Source organism: Rhizobium sp. BK049, assembly GCF_014193135.1.
Classification (GTDB): Bacteria; Pseudomonadota; Alphaproteobacteria; order Rhizobiales; family Rhizobiaceae; genus Rhizobium.
In genome coordinates this window covers 285,876-310,674 of the sequence record NZ_JACHYV010000003.1, presented here as the reverse complement: position 1 = coordinate 310,674, position 24,799 = coordinate 285,876, and the positions used below count along the sequence as shown (strand labels likewise).

Sequence of the window (24,799 nt, the reverse complement as noted above, 5' to 3'; positions counted from 1 at the left end):
GGCCCAGCCATCAGCCTATACGCTCGCCTGCGCTTGCTGAACGACCCTACGGTTTGTCATATATACGCCCATCACTACGATCGCGGTGCCGATGATCAACGGCAGCGTCAGCGGTTCCCCGAAGGCAACGAAGGCCTCCAACGCCACCGCCGGCGGCATCAGGTAGATGAGCGAGGCGGCGCGCGAGACCTGTCCGCGGCGGATGAGGTAAAGCAGCAGCCCGACACCGCCCATCGAGAGGCCGAAGACCGACCAGAGAAGCGCGCCACAGGCCTGCGCGGTGCCATCGAAATGCTGGTTTTCGAAGATCAGCGACAACGGCAGGGTGAGGATTAGCGCACCGACATACTGCAGCGTCGCGATGCTTCTGAGATCACCCGACTGCAAGTGTTTCTTTTGGTAAAGCGTGCCGTAAGTGACGGAGCCCATGGCGATGAGGTTGATCGCCAGCGGCAGCGCCGCATGGCCGAGATCGGCCGTCGCCGGATCGAAGAGCTTCGGCGAAATCGCGATGGCGATACCGATGAAACCGAGCCCGAGGCCGAGCTTCTGTGTCTGTTGCAACCGCTCGCCGACGAGAAAGGGCGCCGCCATTGCAGTCAGCAGCGGCTGCAGCGCCGCGATGATCCCCGATATGCCGGCCGGCACGCCATTGGCAATCGCCCACCAGAGGCCGGCGAGATAGAAACCATGCAGGAAGAAGCCGGAATAGATGGCGCGCAGCCACGTCGCCCGGCTTGTCGGCCATTGCGCCCGCATCAACAGGCAGAGCACCAGGAATGCCAGGGCCGACAGCGCGTAGCGTATCGAAAGAAAGGTGAAGGGCTCGGAATGCAGCGCCGCATATTTCGCCACCACCCATCCCGTGGACCAGAGCAGAACGAAGAGAGCGGGGGCAAGGCGATCGAGGGACATGGGGGCTCGCAAGAAAGATTCGCCGTGCTGATAACGGCACCCGGGCACCGCAGTCAAAGGCGAAGCGTTGATGCTTACGTGAAATTTCGCTGATGTTGCGGGCGACAGGCGGGGCCATGCCACCACGGCGAAGAATCACCGGCGCTTTCCCAATCTCCCTCATTCCTGTGCTCGTCACAGGAATCCAGTGCGCCCAAGATCCTTGGGCGCGGGAGACTCTCATCATCGTCACAGAGTCATTCACCGCGCAGACGCGCGGTGGCTGGATTCCTGTGACAGGCACAGGAATGAGGGAGGAAGCGCATGCACCCTTTAAACCGCTTGACCGAAAAACCATCACCTGCCTGCATTTTGCGCAGCCCCGGCAGACTGACCACCCTCTCCGCCGCGCCACCTCACTCCGAATGCCCGGATTTTTACCGTTTTCTCGCAGTGCAAAATCTTTTCCCCGAACTGCGCATGGTTCTTGCATTGCAATTTGCGTTGTATTCAAATGAACAAAAAAGGGGAGCCGCACCTTTGGCATTTGATGAAATGATTACCGGGGACGAAAGCCCCCGCCCGCCTTATGAAAAATATTTCGAGTGGTACAACAGCCAAGACCGGTCGCATCTGATTGCCAAGTCCCGCGACGCGGAAAACATCTTCCGGAAGACCGGCATCACCTTCGCCGTTTACGGCCATGCCGACAGTTCCGAAAAGCTCATCCCCTTCGATATCATCCCCCGCATCATCTCCGCCCGCGAATGGCGCAAGCTGGCCCAGGGCATCGAGCAGCGGGTGATCGCGCTCAACGCCTTCCTGGACGATATCTACCATAAGCAGGAGATCATCCGCGCAGGCCGCGTTCCGCGCGAGCTGATCGAGAACAACGTTGCCTTCCTGTCGGAGATGATCGGCTTCCGCCCGCCCGGCGGCGTCTACACCCATATCGTCGGCACCGACATCGTACGAACAGGCGAAGACCAGTTCTACGTGCTGGAGGACAATGCCCGCACGCCTTCCGGTGTCAGCTACATGCTGGAAAACCGGGAAACCATGATGCAGATGTTCCCGGAGCTCTTCCATGAGAACAAGGTTCAGCGCGTCGAGGATTACCCCTACCTCTTGCGCCAGAGCCTTGCGTCGCTTGCGCCTCCCGGCTGTACCGGCAAGCCGCGCGTCGCGGTGCTGACCCCCGGCATCTACAATTCTGCGTACTACGAACATTCGTTCCTGGCCGACATGATGGGAGTCGAACTGGTCGAAGGCTCGGACCTGCGCGTCATTGACGGCAAGGTGAAGATGCGCACGACCCGTGGCTACGAGGCGATCGACGTGCTTTACCGCCGTGTCGACGACGATTTCCTCGATCCGCTGACATTCCGGGCCGATTCCGCCCTCGGCATCCCCGGTATCATGGATGTCTACCGCTCCGGCAACATCACCATCGCCAATGCGCCGGGCACCGGCATATCGGACGACAAGGCGATCTATTCCTACATGCCGGAGATCGTCGAATTCTATACCGGCCGCAAGGCGCTTCTGGAAAACGTCCCGACCTGGCGCTGCTCGGAAGCATCAAGCCTGAAATACGTGCTGGAGCACTTGGAGGAGCTCGTCGTCAAGGAAGTGCACGGCTCCGGCGGCTACGGTATGCTTGTGGGACCGACGGCATCGAAGAAGGAACGCGCAGATTTCGCCGAAAAGCTGAAGGCCAAACCGAACAATTACATCGCCCAGCCGACCCTGTCGCTCTCCACCGTGCCGATCCTCGTCAACAAGGGGATCGCGCCGCGCCATGTCGACCTTCGTCCCTATGTACTCGTTTCCGACAAGGTCCAGATCATACCGGGCGGTCTCACCCGCGTGGCGTTGAAGCAGGGCTCGCTGGTGGTCAACTCCAGTCAGGGCGGCGGCACCAAAGACACCTGGGTACTGGAGGACTGATGCTCGGAAGAACTGCAAACGGCCTCTACTGGATGTTCCGTTACATCGAGCGCGCCGAAAATATCGCCCGCCTGATCGACGCCGGGCTGCGCATGTCGTTGACCCGCAGCAGCGCCGGCGACGACAACTGGGATGGCGTACTGCAAAGTGCCGGCGTGCGCGAGGCCTATGACGAGGGCCACGCCAAGCTGACCAATGCCGATGCGATCGATTATCTCCTGCGCGATCGCTCAAACCCGTCAAGCGTCATGTCCTGCATCGACTCCGGCCGCAACAATGCCCGCATGGTGCGCACCGCGCTGACGCGGGAGACCTGGGAAGCAACCAACGAATGCTGGATCGATCTGAAATCTTTGCTCGAAAAGCGCGTGAAAGCCGCCGACATGCCGGAGGTGATCGACGTCATCAAGCGCCGCGCTGGCCTCATCCGCGGCGCCTTCCACGGCTCGACGCTACGCAACGAACTCTATAACTTTGCCCGCATCGGCACTTTCATCGAGCGGGCGGACAATACGAGCCGCATCCTCGACGTCAAATATTACGTCCTGCTGCCCTCGGTTTCGGCCGTCGGCTCATCACTCGACAACGTGCAGTGGGAATCGATCCTGCGCTCGGTCTCCGCGCACCGCGCCTATAGCTGGGCCTATGACGGCGAGTACCGGGCAATGAACATCGCCGACTTCCTCACCCTGAATGTGCAGATGCCCCGCTCGCTGGCCTATTGCTACGAGAAGATCGTCAGCAATCTCGGTTATCTCGCCCAGGATTACGAGGAACGGCTTCCCGCCCACGATACGGCGGACGCGATCCGCACCACCCTGCAGACGCGGGCGATCCGCGACATCATGGATCAAGGCCTGCATGAGTTCCTCGAGGATTTCGTCGCGCGCAACAACCAGCTCGGCATGGAAATTTCCGACGGCTACCGGTTCTACGTTTAAGCGGATCAGAATATGAGACTGAAGATCAGCCACCTCACCGAATACCGCTACGACGATCCGGCGAAATTCTCCCTGCAACGGCTGAGACTGACACCGCCGACAAACAATGGCCAGACTGTGCTCGGCTGGTCGCTGAAGGTCGAGGGTGCGACTCCCGAAGTCGAATATGACGACCAGTTCGGCAACCACGTCAACCTGGTCTCGCTGGAAGGCGAGCAGCAGGTGACGCGCATTCTCGCCGAAGGCGAGGTCGAAACCATGGATCAGAACGGCGTCACCGGGCCGCATACCGGTTTCTGTCCACTCTGGCTCTTCCTGCGCGAAACGCCGCTCACCAGGAGCGGCAAGCTGGTGAAGGAACTGATCAGAACCGTCAACGGCGATAACGAGCTCGCCCGCATGCATGCGCTGATGGCAGCCATTCACGAGACCGTCATCTACAGGCCAGGAACCAGCGACGCTGCGACGACGGCCGAACAGGCGCTGGAGAAGAAGAGCGGTGTCTGTCAGGATCACGCGCATATCTTCGTTGCCGCCGCCCGCGCCCTGCAGGTGCCGGCGCGGTATGTCTCCGGCTATCTCATGATGGAAGAAAAGGTCGAACAGGCGGCGACCCATGCCTGGGCCGAAGCCCATATTCCCGGCCTCGGCTGGGTCGGCTTCGATCCGGCCAACGAGATCTGCCCGGATGAACGATATGTCCGCATCGCCTCGGGCCTCTGCTACCGCGACGCTGCCCCGATTTCAGGCATGCGCATCGGTACACCGGGCGAAACGCTGTCAGTCACCGTGAAGGTCGAGGACGGCGGACAGATGCAGAGCCAGAGCCAGAGCCAAAGCTGAGCGGCATCTCACAGCCCATAGCTAGCCATTCCGGAAACTTGGCTAGAAGCGCCGATCAGCAACGGTACGCGATGAAACCGGGCCGTAGCGGCAATGATGCGGTCGGCGGGGTGGGTATGAAACTCGCCAGGTTAGCCGGCCGCTGTCTATCGCGATGGAAGGCTCGATGGGCGCGAGCTGAAGCCAGGCAACGACAGCGCTCTGTCGATCCATCGCCTGACATCGTCGCCACCATATCCTTATCGAACAAGTGCGACTGGGAAGGCGGCTCTCACCCGCCTTCAGCTCTTCACTCGACGTCATCCTCGGCCTTGTGCCGAGGATCTGCTGCCCTATCGAACGGAGGCAGATGCTCAGGATAGGCCCGAGCATGACGAAAGAGGCGTTCGCGACTTGTCAGCAACAAAAAGGCGGGGCTCTCACCCCGCCTCTTCAAAGCACCAATCTCTGAATGCGTTTTCGCTCAGTGGCTGTCCTTGCCGACAGCATTTCCGCGACATCCCTTGAGGAAGTCGAGATCGGCGCCGGTATCGGCTCCTTCGACATGCTGCTGGTGCAGGAAGGCATAGCCGGATTTGGGCAGATCATGATTCGGCTGCCATTCGGCGAGACGGCGCGCCAATTCCTCGTCCGATATGTCGAGATGCAGGCGGCGGTTCGGGACGTCGAGCTCGATCATGTCGCCGTTCTTCACGACTGCGAGCGGCCCACCGACTGCCGCTTCCGGCGAGGTGTGCAGCACGACGGTTCCATAGGCCGTTCCGGACATGCGGGCGTCCGATATACGCACCATGTCGAGAATACCCTTCTTCAGCACCTTCGGCGGCAGCCCCATATTGCCGACCTCGGCCATACCGGGATAACCCTTGGGCCCGCAATTCTTCATCACCATGACGCAATTCTCGTCGATGTCGAGATTGTCGTCGTTGATCTTGGCCTTGTAGTCGTCGATGTCCTCAAACACGACCGCCCTGCCCCGGTGCACCAGAAGATGCGGCGAAGCCGCCGAGGGCTTCAGCACTGCGCCCTTGGGCGCGAGGTTGCCGCGCAGCACGACGATGCCGCCGGACGACGTCAGCGCCTTCTCGGCGGGCAGGATGACCTCCTCGTTCCAGTTGACGACATCCTTGACTTCGTCCCAGACGGTTTCGCCGGAGACCGTCAGCGCGTCCTTGTGCAGAAGGCCGGCTTCGCCGAGGCGCTTCAGCACGACAGGCAGGCCGCCCGCATAGAAGAACTCTTCCATCAGGTACTTGCCCGACGGCATTAGGTTGACGATCGTCGGAACGTCGCGGCCACAGCGGTCCCAGTCGTCGAGCGTCAGATCGATGCCGACGCGGCCTGCGATGGCGAGCAGATGGATGACGGCATTGGTCGATCCGCCGATCGCTGCATTGGTGCGGATGGCGTTTTCAAAGGCCTGTTTCGTCATGATGTCGGAGGGCTTCAGGTCGTCCTTGACTATCTGCACGATACGGCGGCCGGTAAGCTGCGCCATGACCTTGCGGCGGGAATCAACGCCGGGGATTGCGGCATTGCCTGACAGCGCCATGCCGAGCGCCTCGGCCATCGACGCCATCGTCGAGGCCGTGCCCATCGTATTGCAAGTGCCAGACGAACGGCTCATCGACGCTTCCGCTTCGAGGAATTCGGCCTGCGTCATCTCGCCGGCCTTCACCATCTCGGAGAACTTCCAGAGATGCGTGCCGGAGCCGACGCGTTCACCGCGGAAATAGCCGTTGAGCATCGGACCGCCGGTGACGACGATCGACGGCAGGTCGCAGGAGGCAGCACCCATCAGCAGCGACGGCGTGGTCTTGTCACAGCCGACGAGCAGCACGCAGCCATCCATCGGCTGGCCGCGGATCGCCTCTTCTACCGCCAGCGCAGCAAGGTTGCGGTACATCATCGCGGTCGGGCGGAAGGTGTTTTCGGACGCGGAGAACACCGGCACCTCGAGCGGGAAGCCGCCCGCCTCCCAGACACCCGCCTTCACCTTCTCGGCGAGCTCTCTCAGATGACCGTTGCAGGGGGTCATATCCGACCAGGTGTTGAGGATGCCGATAACCGGCCGTCCGTCGAACAGATCGTGCGGATAACCCTGGTTCTTAAGCCAGCCGCGATGATAAATCACGTCGCGGCTCGTGCCGCCGTACCATTCCTGCGACCTCAGCCTGCGCGGCCATTCCGCTTTCTTCTTCATAATCTCTGTCCTTCAGGTGATTGCCGGGCCGCCTCGTACGGCCCGGGTCATCGGATATGTCTCAAGCCAGCGTGTAGGCCGTCTTGACCACAGTAAAGAATTCGCTCGCATACTTGCCCTGCTCACGCGGGCCATAGGACGAGCCCTTGCGACCGCCGAACGGAACGTGAAAATCGACGCCTGCCGTCGGCAGGTTGACCATCACCATGCCGGCTTCCGAATTGCGCTTGAAGTGCGTCGCGTGTTTCAGGCTGGTCGTGGCGATGCCGGCCGAAAGGCCGAACGGCGTGTCATTGGCGATGGCAAGCGCCTCGTCGTAATCCTTCGCCCGGATCACCGAGACCACAGGCCCGAAGATTTCCTCGCGCGAAATGCGCATCTGGTTGGTCGCTTCGGTAAACAGCGTCGGCTGAAGGTAGAAGCCGGGTGTTTCGCGCGAGATGACCTCGCCGCCGAAGGCGAGCTTGGCGCCTTCCTTCTTGCCGATCTCGATATAGTCGGTATCGGTCTTCAGCTGCCGTTCGTCGACGACGGGACCGATATGGGTACCGGCCTTGAGCGCATTGTCGACGACGAGCGTCTTCAGCTTGTCGGTGAGCGCCGCGACAAACTTGTCGTGGATGCCTTCGGTGACGATCAGGCGCGAGGACGCCGTGCAGCGCTGGCCGGTCGAGAAGAAGCCCGAATTGGCGGCTGCCTCGACGGCGACGTTGAGGTCGGCATCGTCGAGCACGACCATCGGGTTCTTGCCGCCCATCTCAAGCTGGAACTTGCGGTTATGCTCGATGGAGGCGGCAGCCACGCGCCGGCCGGTGCCGGTGGAACCGGTAAAGGTAATGCCGTGAACGTCGGGGCTTTCGAGCATGGCCTGGCCGACGACCGAGCCCTTGCCCATGACGAGGTTCAGGACGCCCTTCGGCAGCCCTGCCCTGTTGAGGATATCGACGATCGCCCAGGAGCAGGCCGGCACCAGTTCGGCCGGCTTGAAGACGACGGTATTGCCGTAGCAAAGCGCAGGAGCGATCTTCCAGGCGGGAATGGCGATCGGGAAGTTCCACGGCGTGATGATGCCGATGACGCCGAGCGCCTCCCGGGTGATCTCGACGCCGATATTCGGGCGAACCGACGGGATGACCTCGCCGGCGAGCCGCAGGGCTTCACCAGCGAAGAATTCGAAAATCTGGGAGGCTCGGATGACTTCGCCGGTCGCCTCAGGCAAGGTCTTGCCCTCTTCGCGGGCGAGCAGCGCGCCGAGCTCGTCCTTGCGCGCCATGATCTCGTCGCCCGTCTTCTTCAGGATGACGTGGCGTTCCCAGATGCCCGAGCGCGACCAGGCCGGAAAGGCGGCCTTGGCGGCGGCGATGGCGTTTCTCGTATCTTCCGCGCTGCCGTCGGCATAGAGGCCGACGACCTCGTTCGTATCCGACGGATTGATGTTCTTCGTCGCGTTCGTGCCGACCCATTCGCCGGCGATCAGGTTTTGATAAATGGTCATGGGCTGAACAAGCCTCCTTTACCGTTTACATCACGATCCGGCCACCAGGCGGCCAGATCTCAAAAATCAGAGCTGCTTGATAACGATCTCTTCTTCGGCCGCGACCTTCAGCGGATTCCTGAGCGGCAGGCCGAATTCGGCGACTTCGATCTCGAAGACGTCGCCCTCTTCCGTCTTGATGCCGTCGGCAAAGGACAAGGTCGCCGTGCCGAACATATGGACATGGACATCGCCGGGAACACGGAAGAGGCCATATTTGAAATGGTGATATTCGAGGTTCGCGAAGGTGTGCGACATGTTCGCCTCGCCCGACAGGAAGGGCTTTTCGAAGATCACCTTGTCGCCGCGCTTGATGCGTGAAGTGCCGCGGATATCGTCGGGTGCGGCGCCGATGCGGATTTCCGGACCATAGGCGGCCGGGCGCAGTTTGGAGTGGGCCAGATAGAGATAGTTGATCCGTTCGGTGACGTGGTCCGAAAACTCGTTCGACAGCGCAAAGCCGATGCGGAACGGCGTACCGTCCTTGGCGATGACGTAAATGCCGGCCATTTCAGGCTCTTCGCCGCCATCGAGCGCGAAGGAGGGCGAGATGAGCGTAGCGCCGGGGGCAGCCGTGCCATAGCCGTTGCCCTTGTAGAACCATTCGGGCTGCACGCCTTTTTCACCGGATTTGGGCTTGCCGTTCTCCAGGCCCATCTTGAACATCTTCATCGAGTCGGTCAGCGTTTCCTCGGCCGCCTCGCTGGTCTTCTTGTGCATCGAATCGCGGGTAGCGGCGGAGCCGAGATGGGTCAGGCCAGTGCCGGTCAGATGCAGGTGGGCGGCGTCGGGATGGGTGATCGGCGGCAGGAAGCGGCCTTCCGCATAGGCCTTTTCGAGATCGACGGCATCGCCGTAACCATGAGCCTCGATAACCGTGGCAAGCGACTTGCCGCCGTCGGCGGCTTCCATCGCCAGCGCATAGACACTGCCGGCATTCTTGACCGACCTTGCCGCGCCGCCCTGCTCGCGCACGGCGACGACGATCTCTCCGTTGGCACCCTTGATCTGGGAAATAAGCACGACTTCAATCCTTCTCGTTCCGGCGAGTCTCAGAAAAAGCTCCGCCTGTCCGGCTCCCACGGGAGCCGGAATCCATCATTCATATGACTGCGAATGCCTGGACTGCGCTTAGGCGCTCAGCCCTTGTTCTTGTTGTAGACGTCGAAGAACACGGCGGCGAGAAGCACCGCACCCTTGACCATCTGCTGCGAGTCGGTGCCGAGACCGTGGATCGACATGCCGTTGTTCATGATACCCATGATAAGCGCGCCGATCACCGCACCCGTCACCTTGCCGACGCCGCCCTGGGCCGATGCGCCGCCGATGAAGCAGGCGGCGATGACGTCGAGCTCGAGACCGAAACCGCCCTTGGCCGTCGCCGAGTTGAGGCGCAGCGCAACGATGAGGCCGGCAAGACCGGCAAGCAGGCCCATATTGGCGAAGGTCAGGAAGGTCAGCCGCTCGGTATTGATACCGGAAAGCTTCGTCGCCTTCTCGTTGCCGCCCATGGCGTAGATGCGGCGGCCGATCGTCGTACGGCGGGTAATGAAGGCATAGGCGGCGACGAGAACGAGCATGACGACCAGCACGTTCGGGAAGCCGCGATAGATCGACAGTTGGTAGCCGAGCCCCAGGATCGCGAGCGAGACAATAATGTTCTGGGCGAGGAAGAAGCCCATCGGCTCGACGTCATTGCCGTGCTTCTCGTTCGACAGGCGCTTGCGCCAGGCCAAGTAGAACAGGGTGACGGCGCCGACGACGGTCAGGATGATCGAGGTCGAGTTGATGCCGCCCATATCGAAGAGGTTGGGCAGGAAGCCGATGCTGATCAGCTGGAACTCCGGCGGGAACGGACCGATGCTGGTGCCGGTGCCCGATGCCGTCATCACGAACAGCGTCAGACCGCGGAAAACCAGCATGCCGGCGAGTGTGACGATGAAGGACGGGATCTTGTGATAGGCGACGAAATAGCCCTGCAGACCGCCGACCAGCGCGCCGAGCGCCAGGCAGACGACGCCTGCCAGGACATAATTCATGTGCCACTGCACCGTCATCACGCCGGCGATGGCGCCGATGAAGCCGACGACGGAGCCGACCGACAGATCGATATGGCCGGCGACGATGACGAGCAGCATGCCGAGCGCCATGATGACGATAAACGAGTTCTGCAGGATGATGTTGGTCAGGTTGAGCGGCCTGAAGAGAACGCCGCCGGTCGAGAACTGGAAGAACACCATGATCGCGATGAGTGCGATGAACATGCCGTATTCGCGGATGTTGCCGCGAATGTAGTCTCCGATCGAGACGACACGCCCCTGCTCAGCGATGGGTTGATTGATCGGCGTCATTGTTTCTTCTCCCCTGAGCGCATGATAGCGCGCATGATGGTTTCCTGGCTTGCTTCTCCCTTCGGCAGTTCAGCGACGATGCGTCCTTCGTTCATCACGTAGATGCGGTCACAAGTGCCAAGCAGTTCGGGCATTTCCGACGAGATCATCAGAACGCCTTTCCCATCGGCGGCAAGCTGGTTGATGATAGTATAGATTTCGTATTTCGCGCCGACATCGATGCCGCGCGTCGGCTCGTCCAGGATCAGGACATCGGGGCCGGAGAACAGCCACTTCGACAGCACCACCTTCTGCTGGTTGCCGCCGGAAAGATTGACCGTCTCCTGGAATATGCTGGAGGAGCGGATGCGCAGCTTCGACCGATAGTCGGCCGCAACGCGCGATTCCTTGACGCTGTCGATGACCGAGGCATTGGACACAGCCTTCAGATTGACGAGGGTCGTATTGTGCAGGATCGTGTCGTTGAGCACCAGGCCGAGTTGCTTGCGGTCTTCGGTGACATAGGCGAGACCGGCGTCGATCGCCTTGCGCACGGTGCTGACATCGACCGGCTTGCCGTGCATCAATGCTTCGCCCGAGATCTTGTGGCCATAGGACTTGCCGAACAGGCTCATGGCGAATTCGGTGCGCCCTGCCCCCATCAGCCCGGCGATACCGACGACCTCGCCCTTGCGGACGGTAATGTTGATATTGTGCAGGACCTGACGGTCGCGGTGCTGCTGGTGATAGGCGTTCCAGTTCTTCACTTCGAGAATGGTTTCGCCGATCGGCACCGAACGCGGGGGATAGCGGTCTTCGAGATCGCGGCCGACCATGTTGCGGATGATAATGTCTTCGCTGATCTCGTCGGCGTGACAGTCGAGCGTCTTGACGGTCATGCCGTCGCGCAGGACGGTGATCTGGTCGGCGACCTTGCGGATTTCGTTCAGCTTGTGGGAAATGATGATCGAGGTGATGCCCTGCTTGCGGAATTCCATCAGCAGCATGAGCAGCGCATCGGAATCGCTTTCGTTGAGCGAGGCCGTCGGCTCGTCGAGGATGAGCAGCTTGACGCTCTTCGACAGCGCCTTGGCGATCTCGACGAGCTGCTGCTTGCCGACACCGATGTCGGTCACCAGCGTGTTCGGAGATTCGGACAGGCCGACCTTCTTGAGCAGCTGCTTGGTACGGTTGAAGGTCTCATCCCAGCTGATGACGCCATTCTTGGCGTTCTCGTTGCCGAGGAAGATGTTTTCGCCGATCGACAGCAACGGCACGAGCGCCAGTTCCTGGTGGATGATGACGATGCCGATTTCTTCGGAGTCCCTCAGCGCCTTGAAGTGGCGCGTCTCGCCTTCATAGACGATATCGCCGTCATAACTTCCGGTGGGATAAACACCCGATAGCACTTTCATCAGGGTCGATTTGCCGGCCCCGTTTTCGCCTACCAATGCGTGAATTTCACCCTTGCGAACCTTGAGGTTCACGTTCTCCAGCGCCTTGACGCCCGGGAACGTCTTGGTGATGCTCCGCATTTCGAGGATGGTATTGTCCATAGTCAAATTTCCAGCGTCCCCAGCCCGTCAATGGGTGGGTAATCATAAAATCGAAGGCCGGAACCCGCAAGCGCAGGCTCCGGCCTCCAGCTTAACTTACTTCAGCTTGTCTTCGGTGTAGTAACCGCTGTCGATCAGGACCTGCTTGTAGTTGGTCTTGTCGACGGCAACCGGCTTCAGCAGATAGGACGGTACGACCTTGACGCCGTTGTCGTAGGTCTTGGTGTCGTTGACCTCGGGCTCCTTGCCGGACATGACGGCATCGACCATGGAAACCGTGACCTTGGCGAGTTCGCGGGTGTCCTTGAAGATCGTCGAGTACTGTTCGCCAGCGATGATCGACTTGACCGACGGGATTTCAGCGTCCTGGCCGGTGACGATTGGCAGCGGCTGGCTGGCAGTGCCGTAACCAACGCCCTTCAGCGAGGAGATGATGCCGATCGAGAGGCCGTCATAGGGAGACAGGACGGCGTCGACCTTGGCGTCGGTGTAGTTTGCCGAGAGCAGGTTGTCCATGCGGGCCTGGGCCGTTGCCGGATCCCAACGCAGCGTGCCGACCTTGTCCATGCCGGTCTGGCCGGACTTCACGACGAGCTTGCCCGAATCGATGTAGGGCTGCAGGACGGACATGGCGCCATCATAGAAGAAGAAGGCGTTGTTATCATCCGGCGAACCGCCGAAGAGTTCGATGTTGAACGGGCCCTTGCCGTCCTTGAGGCCGAGACCGTCAACGATGGAGTTGGCCTGAAGAACGCCGACCTGGAAGTTGTCGAAGGTGGCGTAGTAGTCGACGTTTGCCGAATCGCGGATCAGGCGGTCATAAGCAATGACCTTGATGCCGGCATCATGGGCCTTCTGGAGAACGTCGGACAACGTCGTGCCGTCGATCGAAGCGATGACGAGAACCTTGACGCCCTTGGTCACCATGTTTTCGATCTGCGACAACTGGTTCGGAATGTCATCGTCGCCATACTGCAGGTCGGTGCCGTAACCGGCGGCCTGCAGCTGCTTGACAATGTTGTTGCCGTCGTCGATCCAGCGAGCCGAAGCCTTGGTCGGCATTGCAATGCCGACGGTGCCCTTGTCCGCGGCCATCGCCGGTGCAACGAATGAAGCGACGCCGAAGGCAGCCGCAGCCATCAATGAGATAATGGATTTCATTTCTCTCTCCCTTGTTAATAGAGCAGCGGACGAAAAATCGCCCGCCCCGAAACTGTGGCAGGTTCCGTATTGGATAGTTACTTCAGATGGTGAGAAACGAAGTAGGTCTCCTCCACGATCTCACACGTGTTGAGTGCCAACCAGCACACGGCGGCAAACTGGTATGGATTCCTATAACTGTCAAATAGAATAAGTGGTAATGTGCATAACAATTTTGGTATATCGTTAAAAAGTATTACTTTTGATGGAGCGCAGTGGGGAGGCTGCAACCATGACGATCGTTTCAGAGCCCGTTTTGATGGATCACGTCGATATCCACAGCGACAATTTTGGCGACGACAGCTTTCTCCGTTCGGGACTTAAGCTGAATCACCTGCGCGTTATCGTCGCAATCGAAGATAGTGGACAGATTTCCGCAGCCGCAGAAGTTCTCAACATCTCACAGCCCGCCGCATCGCGCATGCTGTCGGAAATGGAGGCGATTACCAAGACATCGCTCTATGAGCGCGTAGCCCGCGGCGTGGTGCTGACGACCTTCGGCGCGGCGCTTGCCAGACGCGCCCGCAAGATCCTTCTGGAGTTGCGCGAGGCGAGCCGCGAGATCGGCGAATTGAAGAGCGGCAAGGGCGGCTCGGTCTTCATCGGCGCGGTGACGGCGCCGGCCATGAGCCTCGTCGTGCCGGCGATCGACAGGGTGCGCAAGGCCTATCCTGGAATCGAGATCAACATCCAGGTGGAGACGAGCAACGTGCTCGCCCGCGAGTTGCTTGCCGCCCGCCACGACTTCATCATCGGCCGCATTCCCGACGACCTCAACCCGCGCCTGTTCGAGGTGAAAGAGATCGGCATCGAACGGGCCTGCCTGATCGTGCGCAACCGCCATCCGCTCTTGAAAAGGAAGAAGACGAGCAGCCTTATCGATGTCCGGGATTACGACTGGGTGTTCCAGCCGCCGGGCACTCTGCTGCGCCGCACGATCGAGGACATCTTCCTGTCACACGACGTGGCGCTGCCGGAGAACATCGTCAACACCTCGTCGCTGTTGCTCACCTGCGCCATCGTCTGCGAAACCGATGCGATCGCCCCCGTCGCCGTCGACGTCGCCCATTTCCTCGCAAGCCAAGGCGCGAGGGCGTCCGATGTGCGCATGCTGCCGATCGATTTCGACATCAACGTCAAGCCCTACAGCCTGATCACCGCGAGAGAACGGGCGCTGCCGCCGAGCGCCAAGCTGCTCTATAACATCATCATCGAGGAGAGCCGCAAGCAGGGCGGTTAGATCCCGGCGCCGGGCCGCGGTTCTCGGACGACAGATGCTCCACCGATTTAACCCGGCAAGCCCTGCGCCATCTTGCCAGGATCTAATGTCTTCGAGAGGAAGGCGAATGCTGTTCGGACAATCGGTATTTCAATCAGTGCTCGAGCGGCTGAGGACGGAGGAAGAACCGGCCGAAGAGACGCAAGCGCCGGCTGCCCACCGCGTATCCGGGCTCGCCACCGGCCTCGCATTCGATGTCATGCAAGGCATCTCGGTCGCCTCGCAGCGGATTGGCGAAGCCTATTTCGATAATCTGGCAAGCGGGCCTGCGGCCGAGGAGGCTCCCCCGCCGCAGCCGGAGCCCGTCATGCCGAACCATCTCGCCCGCATTGCCCCCGAAGAGATCGCCATCGAACTGGCGATCGCTGCCGCCGATACCCAACAGACGCTGAACGAGAAGCGGCGCGCCTTTGCCAAGGCCAATCATCCTGATGGTGTCGCGGCGCCTTTCCGCGACAATGCCAACAGGCGCATGATGGTCGCCAATCTGCTGATCGACGAGGCGCTGCGCCGCCTGCCGCGTAGCTGAAAACTTTCTCCCATGCAGGCAAATTTTCCGGGCTTTGAGGAGCCGTCGATTTGCGACAGCTATATGGGCTGCTTTTCAGTTGCGTCAATGGATTCGACCTCGGCTACGGAAGTGATTAACAAGCTCAGCTTAGGCCTGGCGATCCTGCTTATCGTCGGATACGCGCTGGGGCTGCCGTTCACTCTCAAGACGCATCGGGAGTCTTTTGCTGCCGCCGAGCATGCCGCGACCGACGAAACCCGTTGGCCGATTGGGTTGGCGCTGACCACGTTGGCCGCTGTCACGATACTGGTCGCGCTGGTCAGCGAGATCTTCGTCGAGTCGGTGCAGGAGGCTGCCAAGGTTTATGGAATGACACCTGCCTTCGCCGGTTTCGTCGTCGTCGCACTGGTGGGCGGCGCAGCCGAAATGGCTTCGGCATTTTCCGGTGCACGAAGGCTTAAATTTTGCGAAAGGCCTAGCAGACCAGCTGCTGACGAAGCTGATGAAAGCGGAAAATCTTGTCGTGCTCGGACCCGATCGGCCGGGTGCCCCCAACCGATCGTTCCACAGTTCAATCTGCAGGGACGCGTGGTTATCGAGGGATCGGCCTTTCCTGGAGTCTGACGAAGCCCATCAAGGATGTCTCCATAGCCTAGCGTTTCAGATCATATGTTTGATGGGATGCGCGAAGCTCAGCCAAGGTTTTGCCGACGCAGGTGCCTCCACCTTCGCCGCCGATCGCCTTGGCCTTGCCGTCAAGCGTGATCGTGCCGGCGATGCGTTCGGACGCCTGATAGGTTGCAACGCCATCCTGCGAGATGCGTGACAAGTAGAAGGTGTGGTAGGTTTCATTGTACTTGCACTGGATGACCAAAGGAAATTGCTCAAACAGATCGTCCTGCGTCTGTACGGCGAGTAGAAAGGTCACCAGCCACAGCAGACCCGCAACGCATGTAGTGACCGCGGCATTCGATCTCCGGCCGAATAAGTATCTCATTGTTCAACCCCTCTTTGAACGATCGAGCTTCAATCCATCGCGGCTTTTGCTTCCGTGCTTCTGCATTACCTTATTCCCGAAGCGCCCCCGACGTCCGGGCGAAATGCGTCAGGTGGTGAGCGCGATGAGCGCATCACGATCCAGAAGGCGAACGACACGCTGCAGCTTGCCTTTCAGGCAAAGGACGCCTTTTTCGCGGAGTTTCGTGAAGCAGCGGGCAACCGTCTCGACTGTCAGCCCGAGATAGTCGGCGACATCGCTGCGCGACATCATCATATCGAATTCCGGATCTTCCGGATGACGATCCGCCATTTCGCAAACGAAGGCCGCGACCCGCTTCAGCGCGCTTTGCTCGGTGATGACGAGCTGCTTGTGTTGCGCCTTTGCCAGGTTCGTCAAGGCGATGTGAAGAAGGTCGACAGGGACGACCGCGTTCTGGTTGGTTCGAAAAGGTCTGATGGAGGCATCGCAGACGGCTTCCGCGAAGTCGGTGCGAACTTTCCCGCTTTCAAGGCCGAACCATTCGCCCTCGCCGCAGAATGACAGGATATATCGCTGTCCGCTGGACGTCAGGCGGTAAATCCGCACCGCGCCGGTTTCGACCTGATAGATTGCGAGTGCATATTCGCCTTCGCTGTAGATTGTCTCGTTGGCCTTCAGCCTGATCGACTGATCCTTGGTTGTTGCGACAGAAGTTCCAGGGTGACGGCCAGGAACTGCCGGTTGCCTCATGGCCGCGTGGTGTTGAAGCATATGCATCGCCCCCCAATCGTCTGGCAACATGACCAATCGCCGTTTGCCCCGATATTCGAGACACCCCTTAAGTATCGCTACTGAAGCCAGACCCCGAGAGTTGTGTGAGGCGGTGACGGGCCTAACGGGCATGCGTCCAAGCTCCGTGATCGGACAGGGCCTTGGCGGTTTCGACCGGCTGTGCTGCCGTGTCCAGTGTGATGGCCATCCGCATGAGTTCCGCCAGATTACGTGCGCCCATTTTGGCCATCACGTTGGCGCGGTGGACTTCGACCGTACGTGCGCTGATACCAAGATGATAGGCGATCATCTTGTTCTGCAGGCCATCAAGCACACCGGTCAGAACCTGGTGTTCGCGCTCCGTGAGCTGGCGAAGACGCGCTGCAACGCTCTCGGAATCAGCGATGGCTCCGCCCGGGCGCCTCTGTCCCACCGCCGCGTTGATCGCCGCTATAAGCGCCTCGTCTCCGACGGGTTTTTCAAGGAATTCGGATGCGCCCGCCTTCATCGCCCGGACGGCGGCGGCGATGTCGCCCTGACCGGTAATGACAATGACCGGAACGTTCAGCCTGAAACGGCGCAGACGCTGGAGCAGTTCGATGCCATCGACATCGGGCATGCGCAGGTCCGTCACGAGGCAGCTTCGTCCCGAAAGCGGCAATAGTTCCAGAAAGGCTTGGGCAGAGCTATGCGTGCGAACCGCGAAACCTGCCGAGACCAACAGAAACGTCAAAGATCGCCTGAGCGACTCCTCGTCATCGACGAGATGGATCGTGAGGTCGTTTGCCATTGGTTGTTGTCTCCACCAGCGGAAGGGAAAACGAAAGGATTGAACCGCCATCCATTCGATTGCGCGCGCTTATGCGACCGCCATGCGCCTCGATGATGCGCTTGGACAATGCCAGGCCCATGCCGAGGCCACGCGGTTTGCTAGTCACGAAGGGACGAAACAGCGCCTCGTCGATGTCGATCGCAATTCCGCAGCCATTGTCGGTTACGTCGACAATGAGACGGGATAAATCGTCGGTTCTGGTTCGGATGGCAATATGCGGCTGCGCAATAGCGTCGGTAGCCTCCACGGCATTGCGAACAAGGTTGGTCAGCACCTGCGCGATCTGGACGCGGTTGGCAAGCACAGCGTCCCGCTCCGCTTCGAGCTGAAACTCGGCGCAAAGGCCTTTTCGCTGCGATCCGGCAAGCGCGAATGCCGTCGCCTCATGAATAAGCGCGTGCATCGCCTCGATCTTTCTCTCGTCGGCGCCACGCTTGGCGAACTCCCTGATGTTCTGCACGATCTTTCCCGCCCACAGGGCGTGCTGCGTAATCTCGGACAGGGCTTCACGGAGGTCTTCGCCATGGCCGCGACGATCCTTGGTCAGAAGCCGCCCGCAACCTTGCGCGTATGCGGCGATCGACGCCAGCGGCTGGGCAAGTTCATGAGCCAGGGTCGATGTCATTTCCCCGAGCGCAACTATTCTGGCGATGCGGGCAAGCTCCCGCTGAAGCTCCTGGACACGCTGCAAAGTCTCGCGTTCGGTGCGGAAGTCCTCGAAGATCACCGCAGAGAAGTGTCCTTTGCTGTCCTGCTCCCTGATGATCGTCAGGGCCGTCGGAAATTGAGCGCCGCTCCTGGTGATCGCCACGCCGGACCGCACCACGCCCCGGTCCGCCCAGCGTCCCTTCAACGAAACATCCGGTGTCGGATACCAGACGAAGTCGATGTCCTGACCGAGCAATTCGTCTTCCTCATAACCGAACAACGCCACGGCAGCCCTGTTGCAGGCCGAAATCCGGTGGTGGTCGGTAATGAAGAACACAGCGTCCGGGAGGTGTTCATAGAATTGCCGGATCCAGTCCACCGACGGTCCGCTGTCGTCCTCACGCAAATTTCCCGGCCGGTCGCGGCCTGTCATCCGAGCTTCCATGAATGAGGTTCGTCCCGCGACGTCCGGGTCAACGCGATCGCATTCGTCGACATGCGGCGCCTCCATCTTGATAGACATGATGGTTCCCTCCGCCCTTTGAGGACCAGTCGGCCCTTGATGGGCTTAGCCTCTCACAATGACTTGAGACATTAACACCTTTGGGAAATGGGACGGTGTAGTATCGCGTAGCCTCTATGGGTGTCCCGTGCCGATTGCTGGTCGAAAACCCTAGTCTTCCTTGTGTTTTGCCTCCGCTCCCTCCATTGATCCGGCTCAATGCCGCGGGTCTATTCTTCCGCTACTCTGGCAGCAAATGGGCTCACGGCCACTTGAGGAGCAGGAAGATGAAGAAGATTGCCCTTGCTATTGCCATTTCGACCGCCGCGCTGGTTGCGGCGCCTGTCGACGCCCAGCAGACCCGCAAGGAATACCGGCGCATGAACTGGGCCGAGAACCTGCCGGGGCACATCAAAACCTATCATGACAAGCGGTTTTCAATCGTCAGCTTTCGAACGGCGGTTGAAGTGGGCGCCATGCCTTCGCCTGGCAGCGAAGAACATGTGAAGGAAATCCGGGCGGCTATCCGTTCCAACCCTTGGCTCGTCCAGCAATTGAAGGCCAAGAAGCTGACGCCCAACCAAATAGAATGGGTGACGCGCGCCCGTAACGGTAACCTGACCTTCTATATTGAGTGAATGTTGCCGAAGCCACAGGGCCTCATCGTCTAACGGAAGGGCGGAACAATGATGTCGTTGCGCCGCCGCCTGCAAAGCGCCGGCTGGGGAACCAATGCTGGACGTGCGACCGGCCTGCCTAAGAACAGCCCCGTATCCGGTCGACGCTCGTGCACCATCGGGGAGGGTTCGGTGAAGTGGCGGTTGGTCGTCGAAGCTCCATTCGAAGAGGATATCGAACTCGCAGTCATCGACGGCGATGGTATCCACGCCCTGGTTTTTCCATGCCAGCGCCTGGCGCGCGGATGGGCCAATGCCTTGACGGGCGAGATCCTGGACGTTCATCCCACCCATTGGCGCGCATGGCAGATACGGCCAGACGATGGGTCCGATCTTCACTGAGCGACGGCATATTCCGGGTGCTGAGGGCCGGAGTCACGAATGCTGCACCGCACCTTGTCTGCAATCAATGACATGAGTGGACCGGCCAAAATAATCTAACGCTGTTCAAAGAGCCGGCGGCGCGGCCGCTATCCCCGTTGCTGGAAGGAGGACCACATGCGTGGTTTCGGTGTTCATTCTGAGGTCGGAAAACTGAGAACCGTCATGGTCTGCCGACCATCTTTGGCTCATCAGCGCCTGACGCCTGCAAACTGCCATGATCTGCTTTTTGACGATGTCCTCTGGGTCCATGAGGCCCAGAAGGACCATTATGATTTCGTCCTGAAGATGCAGGAAAGAGGAGTGGAGGTCCTCGAACTCCACGATCTGCTCGGTCAGGCCCTCGCCAACAAGCAGGCGCGCGATTTCATCCTGGACCGGCGCATCACCCCGAATGTGCTTGGCTCGCAGGTTGCCGAAGCAATGCGTCCGTGGCTCGATGAAATGCCGGCTACGCAACTTGCCGCTTTCATGATCGGTGGCATCGCGATCTCCGACCTACCTGACGTCAAGGCCAAGGCGTTGATGCTCAGCGCCCTGCCGGAAAGCGATTTCGTCATCCCGCCCATTCCCAACACACTATTCCAGCGCGATCCCTCCTGCTGGATCTATAACGGCGTGACCTGCAACCCGATGTTCTGGCCGGCGCGGCGCGCCGAGACACTGATTCAGCGTGCCATCTACAAGTTTCATCCGATCTTCCAGGGCGGCGATTTCCAGATCTGGTGGGGTGACGCCGATCATCAATTCGCCAATGCCTCGATGGAAGGCGGCGACGTCATGCCGATCGGGAACGGCACGGTGTTGATCGGCATGGGCGAGCGCACCACCTATCAGGCGGTCGGCCAGGTGGCTCAGGCCCTTTTCAGAAGCAACGCGGCGAAGCGAGTGATCGGCTGCCTGATGCCGAAGAGCCGCGCGGCAATGCATCTCGACACGGTTTTCAGCTTCTGCGACCGCGACGTCGTCACACTGTTTGCCGAGGTCGTCGATCAGATCCGTTGCTACAGCATGCATCCCAAGGACGACGACGGCACATTCGAGATCCATCCAGAAAATGTGCCGATGCTCGATGTCGTCGCCGAAGCGCTTGATCTGCCGAAGCTGCGCACCGTCGAGACCGGAGGCAACTCCTACCAGGCCGAACGCGAACAATGGGACGACGGCAACAATGTCGTGGCGCTCGAGCCCGGCGTCGTCGTTGCCTACGACCGAAACACCTATACGAATACGCTGCTGCGCAAGGCGGGCGTCGAGGTCATCACCATCCGCGGCTCCGAACTCGGACGCGGTCGTGGTGGCGGGCACTGCATGACGTGCCCGATCTGGCGCGATCCCGCTTACTGACCGTTTCCATCCACGAACCAGACCGACGGAGCAAGACCATGAGTTTCAATCTGCGCAATCGATCGCTTCTGACCGTGCAGGACTATACGCCGCGAGAATTCCGCTATCTCCTCGATCTCGCCCGCGACCTGAAACGGGCCAAATATGCCCGCACCGAGCAGGAGCATCTGAAGGGCAAGGAAATCTGCCTGATCTTCGAAAAAACCTCGACAAGAACGAGGTGCGCCTTCGAAGTCGCCTGCTCTGACCAAGGCGCCAATGTAACCTATCTCGATCCATCGGGATCGCAGATCGGGCACAAGGAATCCTTCAAGGACACGGCGCGGGTGCTGGGGCGCATGTATGACGCGATCGAATATCGCGGCTCCGCACAGAAGGGCGTGGAGACGCTGGCAAAATATGCCGGCGTGCCCGTCTATAACGGTCTGACCGATGAATATCATCCGACGCAGATGATCGCCGACGTCATGACCATGCGCGAACATAGCGACAAGCCGATCGCGCAAATTAAATATGCATATGTCGGCGACACGCGCTCGAATATGGGGCATTCGCTGCTGATCGTCGGCTGCCTTCTCGGCATGGATGTGCGTATCTGCGGGCCGAGATCACTGTGGCCCTCGGAAGAATACATGAAGATCGCCAGGGATTTGCAGCAGGCTTCGGGTGCCCGGCTGCTGGTCATCGAAGATCCGCGAGAGGCCGTCAAGGACGTGGATTTCATCCATACGGATGTCTGGGTTTCGATGGGCGAGCCGAAGGACGTCTGGCGCGAACGCATCAAGCTGCTCACCCCCTACCAGGTCAATCAGGACCTGATGAAGGCGACCGGCAATCCGCAGACCAAGTTCATGCATTGCCTGCCGGCATTTCATGACACCGAGACGACGCTCGGCAAGCAGATCGCCGAAGATTACGGCATGGACAACGGGCTCGAAGTGACCAACGACGTCTTCGAATCCGAAGCCAATGTCGCCTTCGAACAGGCGGAAAACCGCCTGCACACGATCAAGGCCCTGCTCGTAGCAACCCTGGGAGACTAGCATGCGTGTGGTCATTGCGCTTGGCGGCAATGCGCTTCTCCGGCGCGGGGAAGCGATGACCGCCGATACACAGAGGCGGAACGCGCGCATCGCCGCCGAGGCGATTGCGCCCTTGGCGGCCGAACACGAGATCGTCGTAACCCACGGCAATGGCCCTCAGGTCGGGCTGCTTGCGCTCCAGGGGGCGGCCTACAAACCAGAGGAGGCCTATCCGCTCGATGTTCTCGGCGCCGAGACCGAGGGCATGATCGGCTATATGCTGGAACAGGAACTCGGCAATCTCCTGCCGTTCGAGCAACCTCTGGCAACGCTTCTTACCATGGTGGAAGTCGACGCCGATGATCCCGGTTTCCGGAACCCTACCAAGTTCGTCGGACCGGTCTACGACAAGGGCGAGGCGGATCGGATCCGCACGGAGAAAGGTTGGGTGTTCAAGCAGGACGGCGAAAAATGGCGTCGCGTTGTCGCCTCGCCGGCGCCGAAGCGCATCTTCGAGATCCGGCCCGTGCGCTGGCTTCTGGAGCAGCGCACCATCGTCATCTGTGCAGGCGGCGGCGGAATTCCAACGATGTACGAAAAGGGCGCTGATCGAAAACTGATCGGCGTCGAGGCCGTGATCGACAAGGATCTGTGCTCGGAACTGCTGGCGCGAGAACTCCAGGCCGATCTTTTGATCATGGCGACGGATGCCGAGGCTGTGTGCATCGATTGGGGCAAGCCGTCCCAGAAGGCGATCCACCGCGCTCGTCCTGACGATCTCGCCCAGTTCTCCTTCCCGGCCGGCTCTATGGGCCCGAAGGTCGATGCTGCTTGCCATTTTGCCCGGGCAAATGGCAAGACGGCCGCAATCGGCTCTCTTGCCGAAATCGCCGGGATGGTGCGCGGCGACCGCGGGACGATCATCAACGAGCGTTTCGACACCCTGAGCTGGCATGCCTGAGGGCCTGGTCGATCAGGCAAACTTATCCTGAGACGGCAGCGGTTGCGTTACGGCGCTCGCTGCCGTCTCCTTGTCTGTCGCGCCAGCCGCATTGCGTCTTTGCCAGACATAGACGGGGATGCCGAGCATCAGCAGCACGAGGCCGTAGAGCACCGGTTCGGCGCCGGAGCCGTAAAGGGTAAAGATCGCAAAGAGGAACGCGATGAGTTCGATCACGCTCACTCGCGGCATTCGCCCATCAGTCATGCCCGCGACAAGGCTTCCGGCAAGCGCGCAGAAAGCATAGGGAACGACGGCGGCCATGGTGCTCAGCCCGACCATCAGCCGATAGACGGCGGCAAAGCCTTCGGAACCGAGCGCCTGGACGAGCACGAGGAGCGTTGCGAACGAGGCCGAGATGATCATGCCCCACGCCGGCACGCCTCGTGGGGAGAGCCGGGCAAACAGCGGCGGAAACAGCCCGTCTCGGGCAGCAGCCATCGGAACCTGCCCCATCAGCAAGGTCCAGCCGTTGAGCGCGCCGATCGAGGAGACCAGAACCGCAAGCGAGATCGCCAGTTCGCCGGGCCGTCCCCACATGATCCCAGCCGCCTGGGAAAATGGCGCAACCGACTGAACAAGCTGTTCACGGGGCACGAGGCCCATCACCACGATCGTGCCGAGCACATAAAGGGCAGCGGCGATGGAAATGCCGAGGACGGTCGATCGCGGGATTGTCCGCTCCGCATTCTCCACGTCGCCGGCTGGAACGGTCGCTGATTCCAGCCCCAGATAGGCAAACATGGTGAGAGGCGCCAGTGTCGCAAAGGACTGCAGTAGCGGCTGACCGCTCGGATTGAATTCGGCGAAATGCGACGTATCGATGTAGAGAAGGCCGATGATAGCAACGGCGCCGAAGGGCAGCAGCTTGGCGTACGTCGTGACCTGCGCGAAGACACCCGCCGCGTGAACGCCGCGAAGATTGACCAGCACGATCGCCCAGATCACACCGAGCGTCAACACGGTCGCGGCGAAGCGGTTGGCGAGAGCAGGGAAGAGATCGACCATCACGCCGGCAAAGGCAATCGCGATGACGGGCAGAGATGTCCATATCGAGATCCAGTAACCCCAGGCGATCAGAAAGCCGGCGAAATCGCCATAGGCGAGTCTGGTATAGGCGTAGGGGCCGCCGACAGCGGGCACGAGGCTCGCCAGGCGCGCGAAGGTCAGACCCAGGCAAATCGCGCCGGCGCCCATGATGATCCAGACGATAATCGCAAGGTTGCCGTAGGGCGCGACCGCGGCCGGTGAAAGATAAAAGCCCGAGCCCACCATATTGCCGACCACGATGGCGGTGCAGGCAGCAAGTCCGAGGCTCTTGCCATTTTGCGACGTTGTCATGAGCTTCCCCCCGCGAGCCGGCTGCCCGGAGCCGATGTCTCTGCGGACCGCCTTCAAG

The 24,799-nt window shown here is 60.4% G+C and carries 22 protein-coding genes and 1 pseudogene; 11 read left to right on the top strand and 12 right to left on the bottom strand.

All coding sequences use genetic code 11. The features are described 5' to 3' along the window. Window positions 1-15: 15 nt before the first annotated feature. Window positions 16-915: a DMT family transporter gene (locus FHT70_RS05030; protein ID WP_183699337.1), complete on the bottom strand. Its 900-nt coding sequence runs from the start codon at window positions 913-915 to the stop codon at window positions 16-18. Between the two features lie 519 nt (window positions 916-1,434). On the opposite strand from FHT70_RS05030, the gene FHT70_RS05025 reads away from it, so the two are divergent. From FHT70_RS05025 to FHT70_RS05015, 3 genes are read left to right on the top strand one after another with little or no spacing between them, the layout of a single operon-like run. Then, window positions 1,435-2,844 (top strand): circularly permuted type 2 ATP-grasp protein, encoded by a 1,410-nt coding sequence (locus tag FHT70_RS05025; RefSeq protein WP_183699335.1) that lies wholly within the window; start codon window positions 1,435-1,437, stop codon window positions 2,842-2,844. Further along, window positions 2,844-3,785: an alpha-E domain-containing protein gene (locus FHT70_RS05020; protein ID WP_085779010.1), complete on the top strand. Its 942-nt coding sequence runs from the start codon at window positions 2,844-2,846 to the stop codon at window positions 3,783-3,785. The genes FHT70_RS05025 and FHT70_RS05020 overlap by 1 nt, the downstream gene beginning before the upstream one ends. A 12-nt stretch (window positions 3,786-3,797) precedes the next feature. Continuing rightward, window positions 3,798-4,628 carry a transglutaminase family protein gene (locus FHT70_RS05015; protein WP_183699333.1) on the top strand — a complete coding sequence of 277 codons (831 nt, stop codon included), beginning with the start codon at window positions 3,798-3,800 and terminating at the stop codon, window positions 4,626-4,628. A 463-nt stretch (window positions 4,629-5,091) separates the two neighbouring features. On the opposite strand, the gene araD is transcribed toward FHT70_RS05015, so the two are convergent. The 6 genes from araD to chvE form a co-directional block, all read right to left on the bottom strand. After that, window positions 5,092-6,831 carry an L-arabinonate dehydratase gene (araD, locus tag FHT70_RS05010; protein ID WP_183699331.1) on the bottom strand — a complete coding sequence of 580 codons (1,740 nt, stop codon included), beginning with the start codon at window positions 6,829-6,831 and terminating at the stop codon, window positions 5,092-5,094. 61 nt (window positions 6,832-6,892) lie between these two features. After that, entirely contained in the window at window positions 6,893-8,326 is a 1,434-nt protein-coding gene (locus FHT70_RS05005; protein WP_183699329.1) for an aldehyde dehydrogenase family protein, read from the bottom strand. A 66-nt stretch (window positions 8,327-8,392) separates the two neighbouring features. Next, entirely contained in the window at window positions 8,393-9,388 is a 996-nt protein-coding gene (gene araD1 / locus FHT70_RS05000; protein ID WP_183699328.1) for an AraD1 family protein, read from the bottom strand. 116 nt (window positions 9,389-9,504) lie between these two features. Continuing rightward, complete coding sequence (gene mmsB / locus FHT70_RS04995) at window positions 9,505-10,716, bottom strand: multiple monosaccharide ABC transporter permease (RefSeq protein ID WP_085779016.1); 1,212 nt, start codon at window positions 10,714-10,716, stop codon at window positions 9,505-9,507. Further along, the gene (mmsA, locus tag FHT70_RS04990; RefSeq protein WP_085779017.1) at window positions 10,713-12,251 is read right to left on the bottom strand and encodes a multiple monosaccharide ABC transporter ATP-binding protein; all 1,539 of its coding nucleotides are present in this window, start codon (window positions 12,249-12,251) and stop codon (window positions 10,713-10,715) included. Before mmsA ends, mmsB begins: the two co-directional genes overlap by 4 nt. Window positions 12,252-12,347: 96 nt before the next feature. Next, window positions 12,348-13,412, bottom strand: a complete 1,065-nt coding sequence (gene chvE, locus FHT70_RS04985) for a multiple monosaccharide ABC transporter substrate-binding protein (RefSeq protein WP_085779018.1) — start codon at window positions 13,410-13,412, stop codon at window positions 12,348-12,350. A 271-nt stretch (window positions 13,413-13,683) separates the two neighbouring features. On the opposite strand from chvE, the gene FHT70_RS04980 reads away from it, so the two are divergent. From FHT70_RS04980 to FHT70_RS04970, 3 genes and pseudogenes are all read left to right on the top strand, one after another. Beyond that, window positions 13,684-14,691 (top strand): LysR family transcriptional regulator, encoded by a 1,008-nt coding sequence (locus FHT70_RS04980; protein WP_183699326.1) that lies wholly within the window; start codon window positions 13,684-13,686, stop codon window positions 14,689-14,691. A gap of 106 nt (window positions 14,692-14,797) precedes the next feature. Then, complete coding sequence (locus tag FHT70_RS04975) at window positions 14,798-15,259, top strand: hypothetical protein (protein WP_183699324.1); 462 nt, start codon at window positions 14,798-14,800, stop codon at window positions 15,257-15,259. A 111-nt stretch (window positions 15,260-15,370) separates the two neighbouring features. Further along, window positions 15,371-15,697, top strand: a pseudogene (locus tag FHT70_RS04970) (calcium/proton exchanger); the annotation flags it as partial. Between the two features lie 196 nt (window positions 15,698-15,893). Here the strand turns inward: FHT70_RS04970 and FHT70_RS04965 are convergent. The 4 genes from FHT70_RS04965 to FHT70_RS04950 form a co-directional block, all read right to left on the bottom strand. Further along, entirely contained in the window at window positions 15,894-16,238 is a 345-nt protein-coding gene (locus FHT70_RS04965) for a hypothetical protein (protein ID WP_183699322.1), read from the bottom strand. A gap of 108 nt (window positions 16,239-16,346) precedes the next feature. Further along, the gene (locus tag FHT70_RS04960; RefSeq protein ID WP_183699320.1) at window positions 16,347-16,991 is read right to left on the bottom strand and encodes a helix-turn-helix domain-containing protein; all 645 of its coding nucleotides are present in this window, start codon (window positions 16,989-16,991) and stop codon (window positions 16,347-16,349) included. A 121-nt stretch (window positions 16,992-17,112) separates the two neighbouring features. Then, window positions 17,113-17,781 (bottom strand): response regulator FixJ, encoded by a 669-nt coding sequence (gene fixJ / locus FHT70_RS04955; RefSeq protein WP_097597038.1) that lies wholly within the window; start codon window positions 17,779-17,781, stop codon window positions 17,113-17,115. After that, window positions 17,747-18,994 carry an ATP-binding protein gene (locus tag FHT70_RS04950; RefSeq protein ID WP_183699318.1) on the bottom strand — a complete coding sequence of 416 codons (1,248 nt, stop codon included), beginning with the start codon at window positions 18,992-18,994 and terminating at the stop codon, window positions 17,747-17,749. The genes fixJ and FHT70_RS04950 overlap by 35 nt, the downstream gene beginning before the upstream one ends. Window positions 18,995-19,260: 266 nt before the next feature. On the opposite strand from FHT70_RS04950, the gene FHT70_RS04945 reads away from it, so the two are divergent. The 5 genes from FHT70_RS04945 (at window position 19,261) to arcC (ending at window position 23,361) form a co-directional block, all read left to right on the top strand. After that, a complete protein-coding gene (locus tag FHT70_RS04945; RefSeq protein ID WP_097597040.1) occupies window positions 19,261-19,611 on the top strand; it encodes a hypothetical protein in 351 nt (116 codons plus the stop codon). 171 nt (window positions 19,612-19,782) lie between these two features. Next, window positions 19,783-19,992 carry a hypothetical protein gene (locus FHT70_RS04940; protein ID WP_097597041.1) on the top strand — a complete coding sequence of 70 codons (210 nt, stop codon included), beginning with the start codon at window positions 19,783-19,785 and terminating at the stop codon, window positions 19,990-19,992. A gap of 156 nt (window positions 19,993-20,148) precedes the next feature. Next, window positions 20,149-21,378 carry an arginine deiminase gene (gene arcA, locus FHT70_RS04935; protein ID WP_183699316.1) on the top strand — a complete coding sequence of 410 codons (1,230 nt, stop codon included), beginning with the start codon at window positions 20,149-20,151 and terminating at the stop codon, window positions 21,376-21,378. A 38-nt stretch (window positions 21,379-21,416) separates the two neighbouring features. Next, window positions 21,417-22,421, top strand: a complete 1,005-nt coding sequence (locus tag FHT70_RS04930) for an ornithine carbamoyltransferase (RefSeq protein ID WP_183699314.1) — start codon at window positions 21,417-21,419, stop codon at window positions 22,419-22,421. A gap of 1 nt (window position 22,422) precedes the next feature. Next, entirely contained in the window at window positions 22,423-23,361 is a 939-nt protein-coding gene (arcC, locus tag FHT70_RS04925) for a carbamate kinase (RefSeq protein ID WP_183699311.1), read from the top strand. A gap of 12 nt (window positions 23,362-23,373) precedes the next feature. Here arcC and FHT70_RS04920 read toward each other — a convergent pair whose 3' ends face one another. Continuing rightward, window positions 23,374-24,741, bottom strand: a complete 1,368-nt coding sequence (locus FHT70_RS04920; RefSeq protein ID WP_183699309.1) for an amino acid permease — start codon at window positions 24,739-24,741, stop codon at window positions 23,374-23,376. Window positions 24,742-24,799: the final 58 nt, after the last annotated feature.